We start from the raw sequence: 15,939 nt of genomic DNA, 5'->3' as shown, positions 1-15,939 counted from the left end.
GTCAGCGCGCTCCTTCCATCACGTGCTCGTACACCTGTTCCCAGGCGCCGGGCGCATTGAAATCGATGTTGTCCTCTTCGGCCTGCTTCATGGCCGCGGTCATGGCGAGGAAGTGTTCGGGCACCACGCGGGTGAAGCGCAGCACGTTCTCGTCCCAGTTCTCAAGCAGTTCCTTGGCGAACGCGGAGCCGGTCTCCTTGGCGTGCTGCTCGACCAGGTCGCGCACGATCGGCGCGGTCGTCTCGTCGAGCGGCTGGAACAGCAGCGAGCCGTTCTTGCGGCCTTCGGGGTTGACCTGGTTCATGTCGAGGTCGAGCACGTAGGCGTTGCCGCCCGAGAAGCCGGCGCCGAAGTTGCGGCCGGTGGAGCCGAGCACGACGACGGTGCCGCCGGTCATGTACTCGCAGCCGTGGTCGCCCACGCCTTCGACCACGAACGTCGCGCCGGAGTTGCGCACGGCGAAGCGTTCGCCGGCACGGCCGGCGACGAACATCTGGCCGGAGGTCGCGCCGAAGCCGGTCACGTTGCCCGCGATGACGTTGGTATGCGGGTCGAACGTCACGTCGTCGTTCGGACGCACGATCAGTCGGCCGCCGGACAGGCCCTTGCCGGCGTAGTCGTTGACCTCGCCGATCACGCGGATCGTCTCGCCGCTCGGGATGAACGCGCCGATGGACTGGCCGCCAGCGCCGTGGAACGTCATGTCGATCGTGTTGTCCGGCAGACCGGCCGCGCCGTAACGGCGGGTGATCTCGTAGCCGACCATCGTGCCGAGCGTACGGTTCACGTTGCGGATCGGCAGGTCGATCGTCACCGGCTCCTTGTTCTCGAGCGCCGGCCGGGCGAGCTCGATGAGCTTGTTGTCGAGCGCCTTGTCGAGCTCGTGGTTCTGCGGCTCGGTGTTGTGCAGGATGGTGCCGGGAACCGGACCGGGCTGCATGAGCACGTTGGTCAGGTCGACGCCGTCGGCCTTCCAACGCTTGATGGCCTCGTTCTGATCGAGGCACTCGACGTGGCCGACCGCCTCCTCGAGCGTGCGGAAACCAAGCTCGGCGAGGATCTCGCGCACCTCCTCGGCGATGTACATGAAGAAGTTGATGACCGACTCGGGCTTGCCGAGGAAGCGGGCGCGAAGCTCAGGATCCTGGGTGGCGATGCCCTGCGGGCAGGTGTTCTTCTGGCATGCGCGCATCATGACGCAGCCTTCGACGATCAGCGCGGCGGTCGCGAAACCGAATTCCTCGGCACCGAGCAGCGCGGCGATGACCACGTCGCGACCGGTCTTCAGCTCGCCGTCGCACTGCACGACGATGCGGGAGCGCAGGCCGTTGAGGATCAGCGTCTGCTGGGTCTCGGACAGGCCGATCTCCCACGGGGTGCCCGCGTGGCGGATCGCGTTGAGCGGGGCCGCGCCGGTGCCGCCGTCGTAGCCGGAGATCAGCACCACGTCGGCATGGCACTTGGCCACGCCGGCCGCGATGGTGCCGACGCCGAACTCGGAGACGAGCTTGACGTGGATGCGCGCCTTCGGGTTCGCCATCTTCGCGTCGTTGATCAGCTGCTTGAGATCCTCGATCGAGTAGATGTCGTGGTGCGGCGGCGGGGAGATGAGCTCCACGCCCGGGGTCGCGTGACGGACCTTGGCGATCCACGGCGGGACCTTCGCGCCGGGCAGGTGGCCGCCCTCGCCGGGCTTGGCGCCCTGCGCGAGCTTGATCTGCAGGTCGGTGGCATGCACGAGGTAGTCGGAGGTCACGCCGAAGCGGGCGGACGCGATCTGCTTGATGCGGCTGTAACGCAGCGGGTCCTCGATGCGGTCGTCGGACTCGCCGCCCTCACCGGAGTTGGAGCGCGCGCCGAGCGTGTTCATGGCGATGGCGAGCGTCTCGTGCGCCTCCTGCGAGATGGAGCCATAGCTCATCGCGCCGGTGGAGAAGCGCTTGACGATCTCGGAGGCCGGCTCGACCTCGGAGATGTCGATCGGCTTGCGGTCGTGCTTGAACTTCATCAGGCCGCGCAGGGTCATGATGCGGTTCGACGTGTCGTTGATGTGGTGCGAGTACTTCTTGAACATCTGGTAGTCGCCGCGCGCGGTGGACTGCTGGAGCAGGAAGATCGCCTCGGGGTCGTTGAGATGGTCCTCGCCGGTGCGGCGCCACTTGTATTCGCCGCCGGTCTCAAGGTTCATGTGCGGGGTGGCCGTCCACTGGTTCGGGTAGGCGACGCGATGGCGGATGGCAACCTCCTCGGCGATCTCGTCGAGGCCGACGCCGCCGACCTGGGAGACGGTGCCGGTGAAGTACTTGTCGACCGTTTCCTTGCTCAGGCCCACGGCCTCGAACAGCTGCGCGCCACGGTAGCTCATGATCGTGGAGACGCCCATCTTGGCCATGATCTTGAGCACGCCGATGGACAGCGCCTTGGTGAGGTTCTTCACGGCGGTGGGCGCATCGACCTTGAGGTAGCCGGTGCGGGCGAGGTTCTCGACGGATTCGAACGCGAGGTACGGGTTCACACAGGCCGCGCCGTAGGCGATGAGCAGGGCGACATGGTGGATCTCGCGCACGTCGCCGGCCTCGACGGCCATCGAGATCTGTGTGCGGGTGTGGCGGCGCAGCAGATGGTGCTGCACGGCCGCGGTGAGCAGCAGCGACGGGATGGGACCCCACGTGTGGTTCGATTCGCGGTCGGAGAGCACGATGAAGTTGCTGCCGTTCGCGATGGCCTCGTCGACTTCAGAGAAGATTTCCTCGAGACGCTCCTCGAGCGCCTTGCCGCCGCCGGCGACCTGATAGAGGCCCTTGACGACGAACGGACGGTAGTAGCCGCCGAGCACCTTGGCCTTGTCAAGCCGCTTGAGCTGGGCCATCTCGTCGGAGTTGATGACCGGCAGCGGGATGAGGATCTTCTTGGCATGCAGCTCGGAATCCTCGAGCAGGTTCGGTTCCGGGCCGATCGCGGACTCGAGCGAGGTGACGATCTCCTCGCGCTCCCAGTCCAGCGGCGGGTTGGTGACCTGCGCGAACTTCTGGTGGAAGTAGTCGAACAGCATGCGGCTGCGCTTGGAGAGCACCGGCAGCGGGTTGTCGTTGCCCATCGAGCCGAGCGGCTCCTTGCCGGTGTTGGCCATCGGGGCGAGCAGGAGCTTCAAGTCCTCCTCAGTGTAGCCGAACGCACGCTGGCGGCGCTGCACGGACTGGCCGGAGTGGCTCACGTGCTCGCGCTGAGGCAGGTCGCTCATCTCCACCGAGTTGCCCTCGACCCACTGGCGGTACGGGTGCTGCGATGCGAGGCTCTTCTTGATCTCCTCGTCGGGGATGATGCGGCCTTCGTCGGTGTCGACGAGGAACATCTTGCCCGGTTCCAGGCGGCCCTTCTCGACCACGTGCGCGTCGTCGATCTCGGGCAGCACGCCCGCCTCGGAAGCGAGCACGAGATAGCCGTCGTCGGTGAGCTGCCAGCGGCCGGGGCGGAAGCCGTTGCGGTCGAGCAGGGCGCCGACCTGCGTGCCGTCGGTGAAGATGATGTCGGCCGGGCCGTCCCACGGCTCGATCAGCGTGTTGTTGTACTCGTAGAACGCCTTGACGTCCGGGTCGAGCTGGTCGTTGTTCTCCCAGGCCGGCGGCAGCATCATCGAGATCGCGTGCGGCAGGGAGCGGCCGGCGAGGTGCAGCAGTTCGAGACATTCGTCGAACGTGCCGGAATCCGAATAGCCGGGCGTGGTGATCGGCAGCAGCGGCTTGAACTCGCCGAGCAGTTCGGAACTCAGGCGGCCCTCGCGCGCGGACAGCCAATTGCGGTTGCCCTGGATGGTGTTGATCTCGCCATTGTGGGCGAGCAGGCGGAACGGCTGGGCGAGCGGCCAGCTCGGGAACGTGTTGGTGGAGAAGCGCGAGTGCACGATCGCGATCTTCGCCTTCATGAGCGGGTTGCTCAGGTCGGGGAAGAACGGGGTGAGCTGCATCGTGGTGAGCATGCCCTTGTAGGTGATGGTGCGGGCCGACAGCGACGCGAAGTAGATGCCGACCTCATGCTCGACGCGCTTGCGGATGCGGAACGTCTTGCGGTCGAGGTCGATGCCGGCGAGTTTGCCGTCCGGGTCTGCCACGACGAGCGTCTTGAAGCTCGGCATGGAGGCGAGGGCCTGCAGGCCGAGGCCGTCCGGGTTGGTCGGCACGACGCGCCACGCGAGGACTTCGAGGCCCTCCTCGCGCACGATGTTGGCGATGGCCTGCTCCTGCTGGCCGGAGGTGGCAATGTCGCGATCGAGGAACGCGATGCCAGCCGCGTAATGGCCCGCCTCGGGCAGTTCGACGCCGGCGGTGGCGCGCATGAACTCGTCAGGCATGCTCATGAGGATGCCCGCGCCGTCGCCGGTGTTCTCCTCGGCGCCGACCGCGCCGCGGTGGTTGAGGTTGACCAGCACCTCGATGGCGTCGTCGATGATCTTGCGTTCGGGCTGCTTGTTGAGCGTGGTGACCATGCCGACGCCGCAGGCGTCATGTTCGGCGCTGGGGTCGTACAGACCTTGTGATGAATGAATGCTCAGATCGAGCGGGGCGTGGAAAGTCACCGAAACCACCTTCATGTCTATGATTCTTTTTCGGCAGGTCTTGACAACCTACGGTTCTTTAGGTAATGCGTAGGACAGAGTACCGCTGGGATATGTCAAATACGTTTCCCTGTCCATATACCGAGTCGGGGCAAAAGTCAATACCCAATTCTAGAGGATTTTACGAATGTGCGCGGTCACGGTGTCGTCGTGGCGGCCGACGTCTCAGGATATCCCGTATGCCGCGACGCTCCCAGCGAACCGCCGGGCCGGCTGTGGGATAATGGCGGGCAGTGCAATGGCAGACTGTGCCGCACCGGCGGCGCGGGCGCAGGGAACGGAAGTGACGGATATGGCAAGACACAGCGCACGGGCGAACGAGTCTACGGCCCCCTCGGAAGGACTGATGGACTGGCTTCCTTGGATCGTGGTGCCGGTGGTCGCGGTGGCGCTGATCCGCATGTTTCTGCTGGGCACGTACGTGATCCCGTCCGGCAGTATGCTTGACACGATCCAGCTGAAGGATCGCGTGGTCGCGGTCAAGGTGATGAAGCCGCAACGCGGCGACATCGTCGTGTTCAAGGATCCGGACAACTGGCTGTCGGCTGGCAAGGGCAAGTATCTGATCAAACGGGTGATCGGTCTGCCGGGAGACACGGTCAGTTGCGACGGCGACGGCGCGCCGCTCAAGGTCAATGGCGTGGCGATCGACGAGTCAGCGTATCTGAAGTCCGGGGTGAACCCGTCTGATCAGGCGTTCAGCGTCACGGTCAAGAACGGGATGATGTGGATGATGGGCGACAACCGTTCGGGCAGCGCCGACAGCCGGGCCCATCAGGACGATGCCAACGGAGGTCAGGTGCCGATGAGCAACTCGGAGGGCGTGGCCGTGTTCACGTTCTGGCCTCTTGATCGCGTCCATGTGCTCGATGCGCACCACGAGGTGTTCGCGGCCGTACCCGACGCGCGGTGACGACTGGCTCGTTCCGTTTCATATGCGTGTGGCCTTCCCCATCCGGAGGAAGGCCACACGCATATTGTCTTGGATACCTCGAATCGCTCTCGGCCCGCCGCGGATCACTGGTGGTAGTACGACAGGAAGTCGGTGAGCTTGTCGACCGCGTCCTTGAGCACTTCGATGCGCGGCAGATAGACGATGCGGAAGTGGTCCGGCTCCTGCCAGTTGAATCCGCCGCCTCGCGTGATGAGAATGCGCTTGTCGTGCAGCAGGTCGAGCGCGAACTGTTCGTCGTCGGTGATGTTGAACTTCTTCACATCGAGTTTCGGGAATATGTAGAACGCGGCCTTCGGCTTGACTGCGGTGACGCCGTCGATCGAATTGAGCGCGTTGTAGATGTAGTCGCGCTGGTCGTGGATGCGGCCGCCGGGCACGATGTAGTCGTTCACGGATTGATGGCCGCCGAGTGCGGTCTGCACGATCGACTGGGCGGGAACGTTCGAGCAGATGCGCATGTTGGCGAGCATGTTGAGTCCCTCGATGTAGTCCTTGGCTATGCGCTTGTTGCCGCTCAGGACCATCCAGCCGACGCGGTAGCCGGCGATCATGTGCGACTTCGACAGGCCGGAGAACGTAACGCAGAACAGGTCGGGCGCCATCGAGGCGATCGAGACGTGCTTGAGGCCATCCATGACGAGACGGTCGTAAATCTCGTCAGAGAAGATCATGAGCTGGTGTTCGCGGGCGAGGTCGACGATCTGCTGGAGCACTTCGGGCGGGTAGAGCGCGCCGGTCGGGTTGTTCGGATTGATCAGGACGATCGCAACCGTGCGGTCGGTGATCTTGGAGCGCATGTCGTCGATGTCCGGATACCATTCGGACTGCTCGTCGCACACGTAGTGCACGGCGGTACCGCCGGCAAGGTTCACGCACGCGGTCCACAGCGGGTAGTCGGGGCTGGGCACGAGCACTTCGTCGCCGTCGTCGAGCAGGGCGGACATGGACAGGTTGATGAGCTCGCTCACGCCGTTGCCGGTGTAGATGTCCTCGATGCCGACATTGGGGATGTTCTTGAGCTGCGCGTACTGCATGATGGCCTTGCGCGCGGAGAACAGGCCCTTGGACGCGGAGTAGCCTTCGGTGTCGGTCAGCTGGCGCGACATGTCGTAAACGACCTCGTCGGGCGTGCGGAAGCCGAACGGCGCGGGGTTGCCGATGTTGAGCTTGAGCACGTGCATGCCCGCTTCCTCCATACGGGCGGCCTCGTCGACGACCGGGCCGCGCACATCGTACAACACGTTGTCGAGTTTGGTGGATTTGTGGAACTGACGCATGGGGATTCCTTCTTCCGTGAGGATGGTCTGGTGGTCTGACGCCGTGTGCTGAGATGATGCCCGTGTGGTCAACGCCGGTGCGGCGGGTGCCGTGGATAGCTGCGGACCGCTTGACTGCGACATATCATGGCCGAGCAGCCATTCCTCGTCGACGCCGAGCGTATCGGCGAGGAAGCGCAGCGTTTCCGTACGAGGTATGGTCTTGCCGCCGACATACTGGCTGATGTGGCTTTTGCCGAGTTTGATCCCAGCCCGCTGGGCCGCATGGACGATGTCGACCTGTTTGAGATGACGGGCGCCCATCGCCGTCTTCAATCGCGTCGCGAAACTTTCCATGTCACTCCCCCGATCCCGGAAAGTTCAAAGTTCAAAACCATTGGTTCAAACCATAGCACTACATCATCCCCGAAAGCACCGTAAGTTCAATTCACGTCACATTCCGGAAACACAAATTGAACCTTTCGATCGGCGTGTGCCCCTCCTCTGCAGGCCGTGTGCAATCAGCGCCCCACGCACCCGGACACGGTGCGAGGATAGACGGACGGACACCCAACCCCGTCAACCGACCAGATCGGGCACATCGGACACGCCGGCATCGCGCAACGATCCGACGAACGCCGCAGCCGAGGGATTGAGCGTGCGCCCTCGTTTCCACACGACGGCGGACGGCACGTCGAGACGCGGCGTCAACGGCACGAACCGCAGGCCGTCTCCCACCTGCCCCACATCGATGCACAGGGCGATGCCGAGGCCGTGCCGCACCGCGGTCGCCGCGTTCAACGGCAGGTTGTAGGTGCCGGCGACGATGATCTCGTCACGCACGCCGCCGAGCCAGCTGTCCAGCATGCCGCGCACCTGCGGACGGTACTGCATCAGCACTTCTCTCCCTCTGAGATCGACGGGAGCGATCTCGCCGCGACCGGCCAATGGATCGCCGTCACGCATCATCACGCCCCAACGGTCCTGATGCGGCAGATGCAGGAAATCGAACCGTTCCGCATCGATCGACCCGCCCATCACGGCGACGTCGGACAACCCCTGTTCCAGTCGTTCCTGCATCACGTCGGCCGTCGCGGAGAACAGCGCGAACCGCACGTGCGGGTGCCGCGCGCGAAACGCGACCATGCGATCGGCCAGCCAATCAACGCCACGCAGCTCACCGCAACACACCGCGATCTCGCCGTTCAGCTCTTCAGCCGAACGATTCGTCACATCGTTCACGGTCTTGTCGGCGAGTTCGACGAGTGCCCGTGCCCGATCGCGCAACAGCAGGCCTTCAGGCGTCAGCGCGATGGACCGTTGGCCCCGTTCGAACAGCGTCACGCCAAGCTCGCGTTCGAGCTGCTGCAGTTGGCGCGACATCGTGGGCTGGGATATCCGCAGCAGTTCGGCGCCGCCGGTGACGCTACCTTCCTCGGCCACCGCCAGAAAATACCGCAGTACGCGCAATTCCATACCCCGCTCCGTTTCCTCATTGCCTGCATCGTCCCGCACATCGGCAGGATGCCATTACGATGCCAGCCATACACTGTAAGCATAGACGACCATATGCTCATGCTATTAGACAATAGATGATTGCAGCGGTTCAATGATGGCGATCGTCGAAAGGAACGCATCATGACCGCCAACGCAACCCTCGCCCTCGCCGCCGACGCATCCACTGTCCGCGACGGCATCTCCGATACGGAACCATCGTCCGAACCGTCTTTGCAAACGACGGATCTGCTTGCCCGTGACCGCGGCGGCGAACCGGTCGATCCGCGCGAGCCCGGCTACGACGCCGCCATCGGCACCATCATCCGCGCTACGAAACGTCTGTGCATCGAACTGAACACCGGATACCACGACTCCGAGGAGACTCATGCGCTCTTCGAACGGATCGTCGGCCATCCGGTCGATCCGTCGTTCCGACTCAATCCGCCGTTCTACACGGATTTCGGCCACAACATCACGCTCGGGCGCAACGTGTTCATCAACTGGGGGTGCATGCTCATGGACCGTGGCGGCATCAGTATCGGCGACGATTCGTTCCTGGGGCCGAACGTGCAGCTCATCACCATCAACCATATGAAGGACCCGGCCCGGCGGGCCACGACCGTCAGCCGGCCGATCACGATCGGCAAGCGCGTATGGATCGGCGCGGGCGCAATCATCCTGCAGCACGTGACGGTCGGAGACGGCGCGATCGTCGGCGCGGGCGCGATCGTCACGCACGACGTGCCGGCCGGCACGATCGTCGCCGGCAATCCGGCACACGTCATCGGCCACGTCTGATCGTGGCATCGCTCACATAATGGCATGGCGAAAGGAACGCATCATGGAAACGAATACCGCGACCGCCCCCACAGCGGCGATGCCGACTCGCATACTGGGCACGGGCCCGGCCGCATTGGAGGTGTCGGCGATCGGCTTGGGCTGCATGGGGTTCACGATGAGCTGGCCGCCGTTCCTGCCGCACGATGAGTCGATCCGCGTAATCCGCGCGGCGTACGAGATGGGCGAACGGTTCTTCGACACGGCCGAAGTGTACGGGCCGTTCACGAACGAGGCGCTGGTCGGCGAGGCGTTGGAGCCGTTCCGCGACGACGTGGTGATCGCCACCAAGTTCGGATTCGCCTTGCACGGCGACCCGAACGGCGACGGCTCCGACGGGAGCGCGGCGTTGGACGCGTCCGGCCGCGTGCAGCAGACCGATTCGCGTCCCGAAACGATCCGCAAGGCGGTCGAAGGGTCGCTCAGACGACTGCGCACCGATCACATCGACCTGTACTACCAGCATCGCGTGGACACGACCGTGCCGATCGAGGATGTGGCCGGAGTGATGGGCGAGCTGATGGCCGAAGGCAAGATCCTGCACTGGGGGCTGTCGGAGGCGGCGCCCGCCACGGTGCGCCGCGCGCATGCGGTCACGCCGGTCACGGCGGTGCAGAACGAGTATTCGATGTGGTGGCGGCGTCCCGAACGAGAGCTGATGCCGATGCTCGAGGAGCTGGGCATCGGGCTCGTGCCGTTCAGCCCGCTCGGCAAGGCGATGCTGGCAGGCCGGTTCACCGCGGCCACGCGCTTCGCCGCCGACGACTATCGCAGCAAGATCCCGCGCTTCTCCCCCGAGCATATGGCGCACAACATCCGCATGAGCGAATACGTGCAGTCGTTGGCGGACGAACGCGACGTCGCGCCCGCGCAGATCGCGCTCGGCTGGCTGCTCGCGCAACGCCCGTGGATCGTGCCGATCCCCGGCACCAAGCACGTCGACCGGCTGCGGCAGAACCTCGGCGGCGCGGCCGTCACGTTCACGCCGGACGAACTGGCCGAGATCAACCGCACGCTCGACTCGATCACCATCGAAGGCGCCCGTTACGCGCCCACACAGGAGGCGCTCACCAACCGGTGACGAACGCAGTTCGACCGACTATCATGAACAAGCATACAAAACTACTCATATGGCTTCTCCATCACCCCATTGAGCCTGCCCCTGCGGGAAGGGGTGTTCGTCTGTCCACTGTGATGCATTACACCGCACATCAATCGCCATGTCCAATAGGCTCTTTCAATGGCCGGCCATACGGTTTGTGAATGGAATCGGACGCGGCTTATACGATGGGATCATGCAGTTGACGGTGAAACGGCTGGAAGAGCTGAGCGCGGCGGAGTTGTATGAGATCTACCGGGCGCGCGTGGCGGTGTTCGTGGTGGAGCAGCGGTGCGCCTATCAGGAGGTGGACGAGGCGGACCGGCATTGCTGGCATGTGTTCCTGCATGACGAGGATGGCATCGCCGCCTATTGCCGCGTGATCGATCCGGGCGTCACGTTTGCGGAAGCGTCGATCGGCCGTGTGCTGGCGACCCGCCGCCGGCAGGGCCTCGGCACGCGGATCGTACGCGAGGGATTGCGCGTGGCACAGGAACGCATGCACGCCGACGTCGTGCATATCGAGGCGCAGACCTACGCGCGCGGCCTGTACGAGCAGCTCGGCTTCACGCAGATCTCCGACGAGTTTCTCGAGGACGGCATCCCCCACATCGGCATGATGTGGCGGGCGCAATAATACGTGCAAGTTTCGCAATCACTCTCTAATCTTCACTCCGGCAACACAGGACGCCGCAAAACCCGTCCGGCAACGGGCACGATATTCCCTTGGCGTGCATCCATAGCGCTGCCGAAACCGTTTGGCGAAATAGCTGGCGTCGTTGAACCCGCAGACATGGGCGATGAGCGCGACGGAATCGTCGCCGGAGACGAGCATCGCCGCGGCCCGACGCAGACGGTAGGAGATCAGGTACTCCCCCGGGCTGACTCCGGCGAGACGTGTGAACAGCCGGAAGCATTCGGTGCGACCGATGCCGGCGCTGGCCGCGATGTCGAGCAAACCGATGCCGGCATCGAAATGCCGTTGAATGAACGTCATCATGGTGCGCATGCGCCGTTCACGAAGCAGTTCCATCTCGTCCGGCCGCTCGTCCGGCACCTTGTCGATCGCAGACAACGTCAGCCGCCACAGTCTCGCCACATGTTCGACGTATTCCAGCGGTGCAGTTGTCTCGCGTTTGCCGATCGACGTAACCGTCAGTATTTCCGCAAGCATGTCACGGTTTCGGCTCGCGTCGAGACGTAGTCCGGCGAGCGGCCGGTTCACGACCGGCAGTATGTGTTCGCCGTAGATCGTGCCGGACGGCTGCCCGGTGAAGAACAACGGAGAGAACGTGACGCAGCTCATGATCGCACCCGGCGTGGGATTGTCTGCCGAGTGCAGCGCTTCGGAATTGACGAAGATGCCATCGCCCTGTTCGAGCCGTATCGCGTCGCCGCCGCCCAGATGATAGTTGCAGGCGCCACGCAGCATGATCGCGAACTCGAAGTCGCGATGCCAGTGCACGTTGATCTCGTGGCCAGCAAGCGTGTCGAAGTAGTCCATGCAGAAGTGGATCGGCAGAGTGGGGTCATCGTACTGCACGTCCTCCAGATAGTCGGAGTTCACCCGAACCGCAATGTTCGCCATGCCACGTCACCTCCATACATCTTCGCGCAGTGAATCCATCAGGGAATGATCCTTCTATATTTTGGAATCATCATACCAATATTTCACCAAAGCAAGCGGAATTTGAGAGAGCTTACGGAATTATCATCATAATCAATCATCCCAGCCAAACGGGGATACGCAACCGGGCACCGATCCCGGATCACCGATAGAAAGGAATCCCATCATGCTGCGCGCAAACTCAGACAACGTCACATTCAACATCAGCGGCAACGTACTGACCATCGAATCCATACCAGGCAAGGACTTCTTCGTCAATCCCGTGGACGACAGCGTGGTAGCCGACGCGGCATTCGTCTACCGTCCGGTCGTGGGCGACTTCGTTTGCCGAGCCAAGATCTCGCTCGAGCACAAGGCGAAGTTCGACGGCGGCGCACTGTTCGCCTATCAGGATGACACCCATTGGGTGAAGGCCTGCTTCGAGCAGGGCGATTACGGGTTCAAGTCGGTGGTCACCGTGGCGACCGATGGCGTTTCGGACGACTGTTACGGCGTCACCGTTCACGGTGATTTCGTCTGGCTGCAACTCGCCCGCACCGACGATGTGTTTTCGATCCACTACTCCTTCGACGGCATGCAGTGGTTCATGTCGCGCCTATGCTCCTCCATGCCGTTCGACCGGCTGCTCAAGGTCGGGTTCGAGGCCCAGTCCCCCACCGGCGAAGGAGGCACGCGTACCTTCACCGACTTTGAGATCCTCGACCATCGCCTGTCCGATCCGCGTGCCGGACAGTGACCGCGCAACTCCCGGGTCATGTTCGGCTTATCCGATTCGATCCGGATACATCGAGCATGTCACCTATAATGTACGACCGTACACAACATCGGCGAAGGAGCGAACAATCATGACCACGAACACCTACGACGTCACCGCGGATCTCACGCCCGAGGGCCGCATCGAATGGGATCTTATGGTGGCCGGCGAGGTCTATCAGGACTCGCATCCGGAGATCGAGCGCAAGCGCGTGGAGGCCAAGAAGCTGTTCCGCGCCTACAACGCGCTCGACTACGATCAGGAGGCCGAACGCCGGGCGATCATGGAACAGCTATTCGCCGAGGTCGGCGACGACGTGTTCATCGAACCGAACTTCCGCTGCGAAATGGGCCGCAACATCTCGATCGGCTCGCACGCGTATATCAACTTCGACTGCGTGATGCTCGACAACGCGCCGATCACGATCGGCGACTACGTGTGGATCGCGCCGATGGTCGGCCTGTTCGCCACGAACCATGCGCTCGACTTCGAGGAGCGTAAGGCAGGCGCATGCCAGGCCAAGCCGATCGTGATCGAGGACGGCGTGTGGCTGGGCGGCCACGTGACCGTGCTCGGCGGCGTGACCATCGGCCGCGGCTCGGTAATCGGTGCGGGTTCGGTCGTCACGCACGACATTCCGGCCGGCGTAATCGCCGTGGGCAATCCGGCCCGCGTGCTGCGCCCGATCACCGAAGCGGACAAGACCGGCTTCTGCGAGCGCATCGCCGCCCGCGATGCGGCCCGCTGACGGCGCGGATGGATAAAAGAGCGACCGACTATCAGCGAACGATTACTTCCTGTCGCGCCGTCGATCCGACTATCACTTCGGAGGAGGAAACGGCCACCGACACCTTCACGCCAGCGTTCGCGATCCCCATCGTCATAGTCGTTATCACCGCAACGTTCGTTCGGTGCACTGACACCGGGACTTCCCCACGTTTCGCCACGGCAATCAATCCAAGACCATTCCGCACACCCACCCATCAGTGGAGCCGTGCGGAATGGTCTTGCCCCGTTCACGTCAAGCATGACGACGAGACGGTTCGCGTTCCCGGACACCATCCCGTGCACCCGAATCGCACACGGTCTAGTCGCAACGGCACAGTCCGAGGCCGACCTCTCCACACCAGGTCGACACCATAATCCATCCTCGCAAAGTTCGCATGATTTCAAGGGTTGCGCGAGCTTTATGAGGTTTGGGAGGCCTTTTTCCTCGCAAAGTTCGCAAGGTCGTCAAAATCATGCGAACCTTGCGAAGCCGGGACCGAGCCGAACGATACAACACGCCGAAGCATACCTTTCGACCACATACCCCTGTTTTCATTGCGCGGGTAGCCGCATGCGCCCATCATTAGCCGTATGCGCAAGAATACGGACATCGACAACCTGTGCAACGAAGCCGAAACTTTCCGCCGCTGCTTCTCCCCTGCGACCGGCGCTCAACGTCACGCCGTGATCACACGGCTGCGATCGGGGCTGCTGGTCCGTCCCCATCGCGGCATCTACGCGCGAGCCGAGTACTGGAACGACCTGAATGCCAGAGAACAGGCACGTCATGTCATCCGCTCACTGGCGTACCGGCAGCCATCCCGCGTATTCGCCGGACTCAGCGCCGCCGCCATATTGCAACTCGAATACAGTTGGCGGCTCCACAGAGACGATGCGGTGTTCATCGCCTCGCCCACCGGCGGCAATTCCCGCTGTCACACGAACATCCGCCGCATCTTCATGCGGCATATGCCGGTGGTCCGGGTAGCGCATCGCCCACGTCCCGGAGGCCTCACGATCTCCGTCACGCCGGAGCATGCGTTGTCCGCCGCGCCGGCCGATCCGGGGACGGAGATCGTGCGAGTCACTTCGCCGGCAAGGACGCTGGTCGATTGCGGTTTGCGATATCCGTTTGCGCAGGCGATGCCCATGTTCAATTCGGCGTTGCGCAGGGGGCTCGTCACCTTGGATGAGGTAATGGAGACGTGCGACGGATTGCATACGGGTCACGGCCCCGTGCTTCGCTTGTTGCATTATGCGAACCCGTTGTGCGAGAACGGCGGCGAATCGTGGTGCTACGCGACGGTCCTCGATCTGGGGTTCGCAGTGCCGCAATTGCAGCATGTGTTCGTCGACCCCGATGCCCCGTGGAAACGGTACCGCGTCGACTTCGTATGGCATACGCAGGACGGACGCATCATCGTGCTGGAATATGACGGCACCGGCAAGTACGTCGATCCGAAGATGACGGGACGACGCGGCGTACAATCCGTGGTACATGACGAACGCGAACGCGAGGACGCGTTGCGCCGCGCCAAGGTGACCACGATTATCCGGACGACGTTCGACGAGGTTGCACAACGATCGCCGCTGATGCACAAATTGTTAGACGCCGACGTGCCGATGACCGGCATGCATCCGTTCTACGAACGACGGACGGACGTCAAAGGACGTGAGTATTGACTTGGAAGACCGGCAGGTATGGGCTCGAGCACGCCGTTCTCCTCGCAAAGTTCGCATGATTTCGTGAGATGTACGAACTTTGCGAAGTTTGATCCACTTGTTTCCTCACATAGTTCGCACGGTCGACGAAATCATGCGAACTTTGCGAGGAGAAACTATGGAGATTACGACGAAAGCGGACTCCGGACAAAACAGGACCAGGAACCGCATAACAAATCATTCCGAACGAACGATGACGTTCAGCTCCGCACCATGATCAGGACCATCTTGGACGCTTCCGCGGCGTACACCGCATGCGGCAGCCGGGTCGGGAAATGCAGGATGCCGCCCGGCACGAGATCCACGGTCTTGCCGCCACCGGTGACCTTGAGATGTCCTTCGAGACATTGCACCAGCACCGGCACTGCGGCGGTGTGCTCGCTCAATTCCTGCCCCTTGTCGAAGGAGAAGAGCACCACGTTGGCGCCTTCCACCTGCATCACGGTACGCGAGACCGTGGCTTCGGGCTGCACCGCCACCAGCGATCCCAAATCATCGATGAACTCCATCACCTCAGACGGCTGCGGGCCACTCGTCTGTTCGCTCATCTTCGAAATCCTTTCATTCATCGCCGCAACGCACCGTGTTTGGTTGTTTGATGGGTTGAGTGGCGACGCTGACGCTCGCACCATGCGTGGTGTTGTTTGAAAACCTACGCGTGGGAGCGGACGTGGCGTGTTAGCGTGTGCCTCGTCGGATGGCTCGTTTGCGGTTGCCGGCCGTGGCGACGCGTGCCTGTTTGCCGGTCGTGCCGTTGCCGTCGTGCAGGCGGTTGGCTTGCGTGGCGGTCAGCGGGGGTTTGAGCTGGTATT

General features: G+C 63.0%; 12 protein-coding genes. 7 read left to right on the top strand and 5 right to left on the bottom strand.

The genetic code is table 11. The annotated features are described in order from the left end of the window. Window position 1: 1 nt before the first annotated feature. Complete coding sequence (gene gltB / locus KIH76_RS10530; protein WP_219070607.1) at window positions 2-4,573, bottom strand: glutamate synthase large subunit; 4,572 nt, start codon at window positions 4,571-4,573, stop codon at window positions 2-4. Between the two features lie 331 nt (window positions 4,574-4,904). On the opposite strand from gltB, the gene lepB reads away from it, so the two are divergent. After that, entirely contained in the window at window positions 4,905-5,525 is a 621-nt protein-coding gene (lepB, locus tag KIH76_RS10525) for a signal peptidase I (RefSeq protein WP_219070605.1), read from the top strand. A gap of 104 nt (window positions 5,526-5,629) precedes the next feature. Here the strand turns inward: lepB and KIH76_RS10520 are convergent, their stop codons facing one another. Further along, the gene (locus KIH76_RS10520; protein WP_214374588.1) at window positions 5,630-7,180 is read right to left on the bottom strand and encodes an aminotransferase class I/II-fold pyridoxal phosphate-dependent enzyme; all 1,551 of its coding nucleotides are present in this window, start codon (window positions 7,178-7,180) and stop codon (window positions 5,630-5,632) included. Between the two features lie 222 nt (window positions 7,181-7,402). Further along, window positions 7,403-8,299: a LysR family transcriptional regulator gene (locus tag KIH76_RS10515; RefSeq protein ID WP_219070603.1), complete on the bottom strand. Its 897-nt coding sequence runs from the start codon at window positions 8,297-8,299 to the stop codon at window positions 7,403-7,405. A gap of 162 nt (window positions 8,300-8,461) precedes the next feature. Here KIH76_RS10515 and KIH76_RS10510 point away from each other — a divergent pair, with 162 nt between their 5' ends. From KIH76_RS10510 to KIH76_RS10500, 3 genes are all read left to right on the top strand, one after another. Continuing rightward, window positions 8,462-9,118 (top strand): sugar O-acetyltransferase, encoded by a 657-nt coding sequence (locus KIH76_RS10510; RefSeq protein WP_219070601.1) that lies wholly within the window; start codon window positions 8,462-8,464, stop codon window positions 9,116-9,118. A 43-nt stretch (window positions 9,119-9,161) separates the two neighbouring features. Beyond that, window positions 9,162-10,238, top strand: coding sequence for an aldo/keto reductase (locus KIH76_RS10505; RefSeq protein ID WP_214374585.1), 1,077 nt, complete (start codon window positions 9,162-9,164; stop codon window positions 10,236-10,238). Between the two features lie 214 nt (window positions 10,239-10,452). Next, entirely contained in the window at window positions 10,453-10,893 is a 441-nt protein-coding gene (locus tag KIH76_RS10500; RefSeq protein WP_214374584.1) for a GNAT family N-acetyltransferase, read from the top strand. A gap of 18 nt (window positions 10,894-10,911) precedes the next feature. On the opposite strand, the gene KIH76_RS10495 is transcribed toward KIH76_RS10500, so the two are convergent. Next, entirely contained in the window at window positions 10,912-11,844 is a 933-nt protein-coding gene (locus tag KIH76_RS10495; RefSeq protein WP_214374583.1) for an AraC family transcriptional regulator, read from the bottom strand. Between the two features lie 205 nt (window positions 11,845-12,049). Here KIH76_RS10495 and KIH76_RS10490 point away from each other — a divergent pair, with 205 nt between their 5' ends. The 3 genes from KIH76_RS10490 (at window position 12,050) to KIH76_RS10480 (ending at window position 15,088) form a co-directional block, all read left to right on the top strand. Further along, the gene (locus KIH76_RS10490) at window positions 12,050-12,619 is read left to right on the top strand and encodes a DUF1349 domain-containing protein (protein ID WP_214374582.1); all 570 of its coding nucleotides are present in this window, start codon (window positions 12,050-12,052) and stop codon (window positions 12,617-12,619) included. Between the two features lie 109 nt (window positions 12,620-12,728). Next, entirely contained in the window at window positions 12,729-13,385 is a 657-nt protein-coding gene (locus tag KIH76_RS10485; RefSeq protein WP_219070598.1) for a sugar O-acetyltransferase, read from the top strand. A 611-nt stretch (window positions 13,386-13,996) separates the two neighbouring features. Next, entirely contained in the window at window positions 13,997-15,088 is a 1,092-nt protein-coding gene (locus KIH76_RS10480; protein ID WP_236036985.1) for a type IV toxin-antitoxin system AbiEi family antitoxin domain-containing protein, read from the top strand. A gap of 239 nt (window positions 15,089-15,327) precedes the next feature. On the opposite strand, the gene KIH76_RS10475 is transcribed toward KIH76_RS10480, so the two are convergent. After that, a complete protein-coding gene (locus KIH76_RS10475; protein ID WP_236036984.1) occupies window positions 15,328-15,675 on the bottom strand; it encodes a cupin domain-containing protein in 348 nt (115 codons plus the stop codon). Window positions 15,676-15,939: the final 264 nt, after the last annotated feature.

The sequence above is a fragment of the Bifidobacterium simiiventris genome, from assembly GCF_019331715.1.
GTDB lineage: Bacteria > Actinomycetota > Actinomycetes > Actinomycetales > Bifidobacteriaceae > Bifidobacterium > Bifidobacterium simiiventris.
This window is presented reverse-complemented; position numbering and strand designations above follow the sequence as displayed.

Excerpts from the sequence above, each read along its gene's own strand:
- KIH76_RS10475 (WP_236036984.1), bottom strand. The coding sequence starts at position 15,675 with ATGAGCGAACAGACGAGTGGCCCGCAGCCGTCTGAGGTGATGGAGTTC.
- KIH76_RS10500 (WP_214374584.1), top strand. The coding sequence starts at position 10,453 with ATGCAGTTGACGGTGAAACGGCTGGAAGAGCTGAGCGCGGCGGAGTTG.
- KIH76_RS10495 (WP_214374583.1), bottom strand. The coding sequence starts at position 11,844 with ATGGCGAACATTGCGGTTCGGGTGAACTCCGACTATCTGGAGGACGTG.
- lepB (WP_219070605.1), top strand. The coding sequence starts at position 4,905 with ATGGCAAGACACAGCGCACGGGCGAACGAGTCTACGGCCCCCTCGGAA.
- KIH76_RS10515 (WP_219070603.1), bottom strand. The coding sequence starts at position 8,299 with ATGGAATTGCGCGTACTGCGGTATTTTCTGGCGGTGGCCGAGGAAGGT.
- KIH76_RS10505 (WP_214374585.1), top strand. The coding sequence starts at position 9,162 with ATGGAAACGAATACCGCGACCGCCCCCACAGCGGCGATGCCGACTCGC.
- KIH76_RS10485 (WP_219070598.1), top strand. The coding sequence starts at position 12,729 with ATGACCACGAACACCTACGACGTCACCGCGGATCTCACGCCCGAGGGC.
- KIH76_RS10520 (WP_214374588.1), bottom strand. The coding sequence starts at position 7,180 with ATGGAAAGTTTCGCGACGCGATTGAAGACGGCGATGGGCGCCCGTCAT.
- KIH76_RS10480 (WP_236036985.1), top strand. The coding sequence starts at position 13,997 with ATGCGCAAGAATACGGACATCGACAACCTGTGCAACGAAGCCGAAACT.
- KIH76_RS10490 (WP_214374582.1), top strand. The coding sequence starts at position 12,050 with ATGCTGCGCGCAAACTCAGACAACGTCACATTCAACATCAGCGGCAAC.
- KIH76_RS10510 (WP_219070601.1), top strand. The coding sequence starts at position 8,462 with ATGACCGCCAACGCAACCCTCGCCCTCGCCGCCGACGCATCCACTGTC.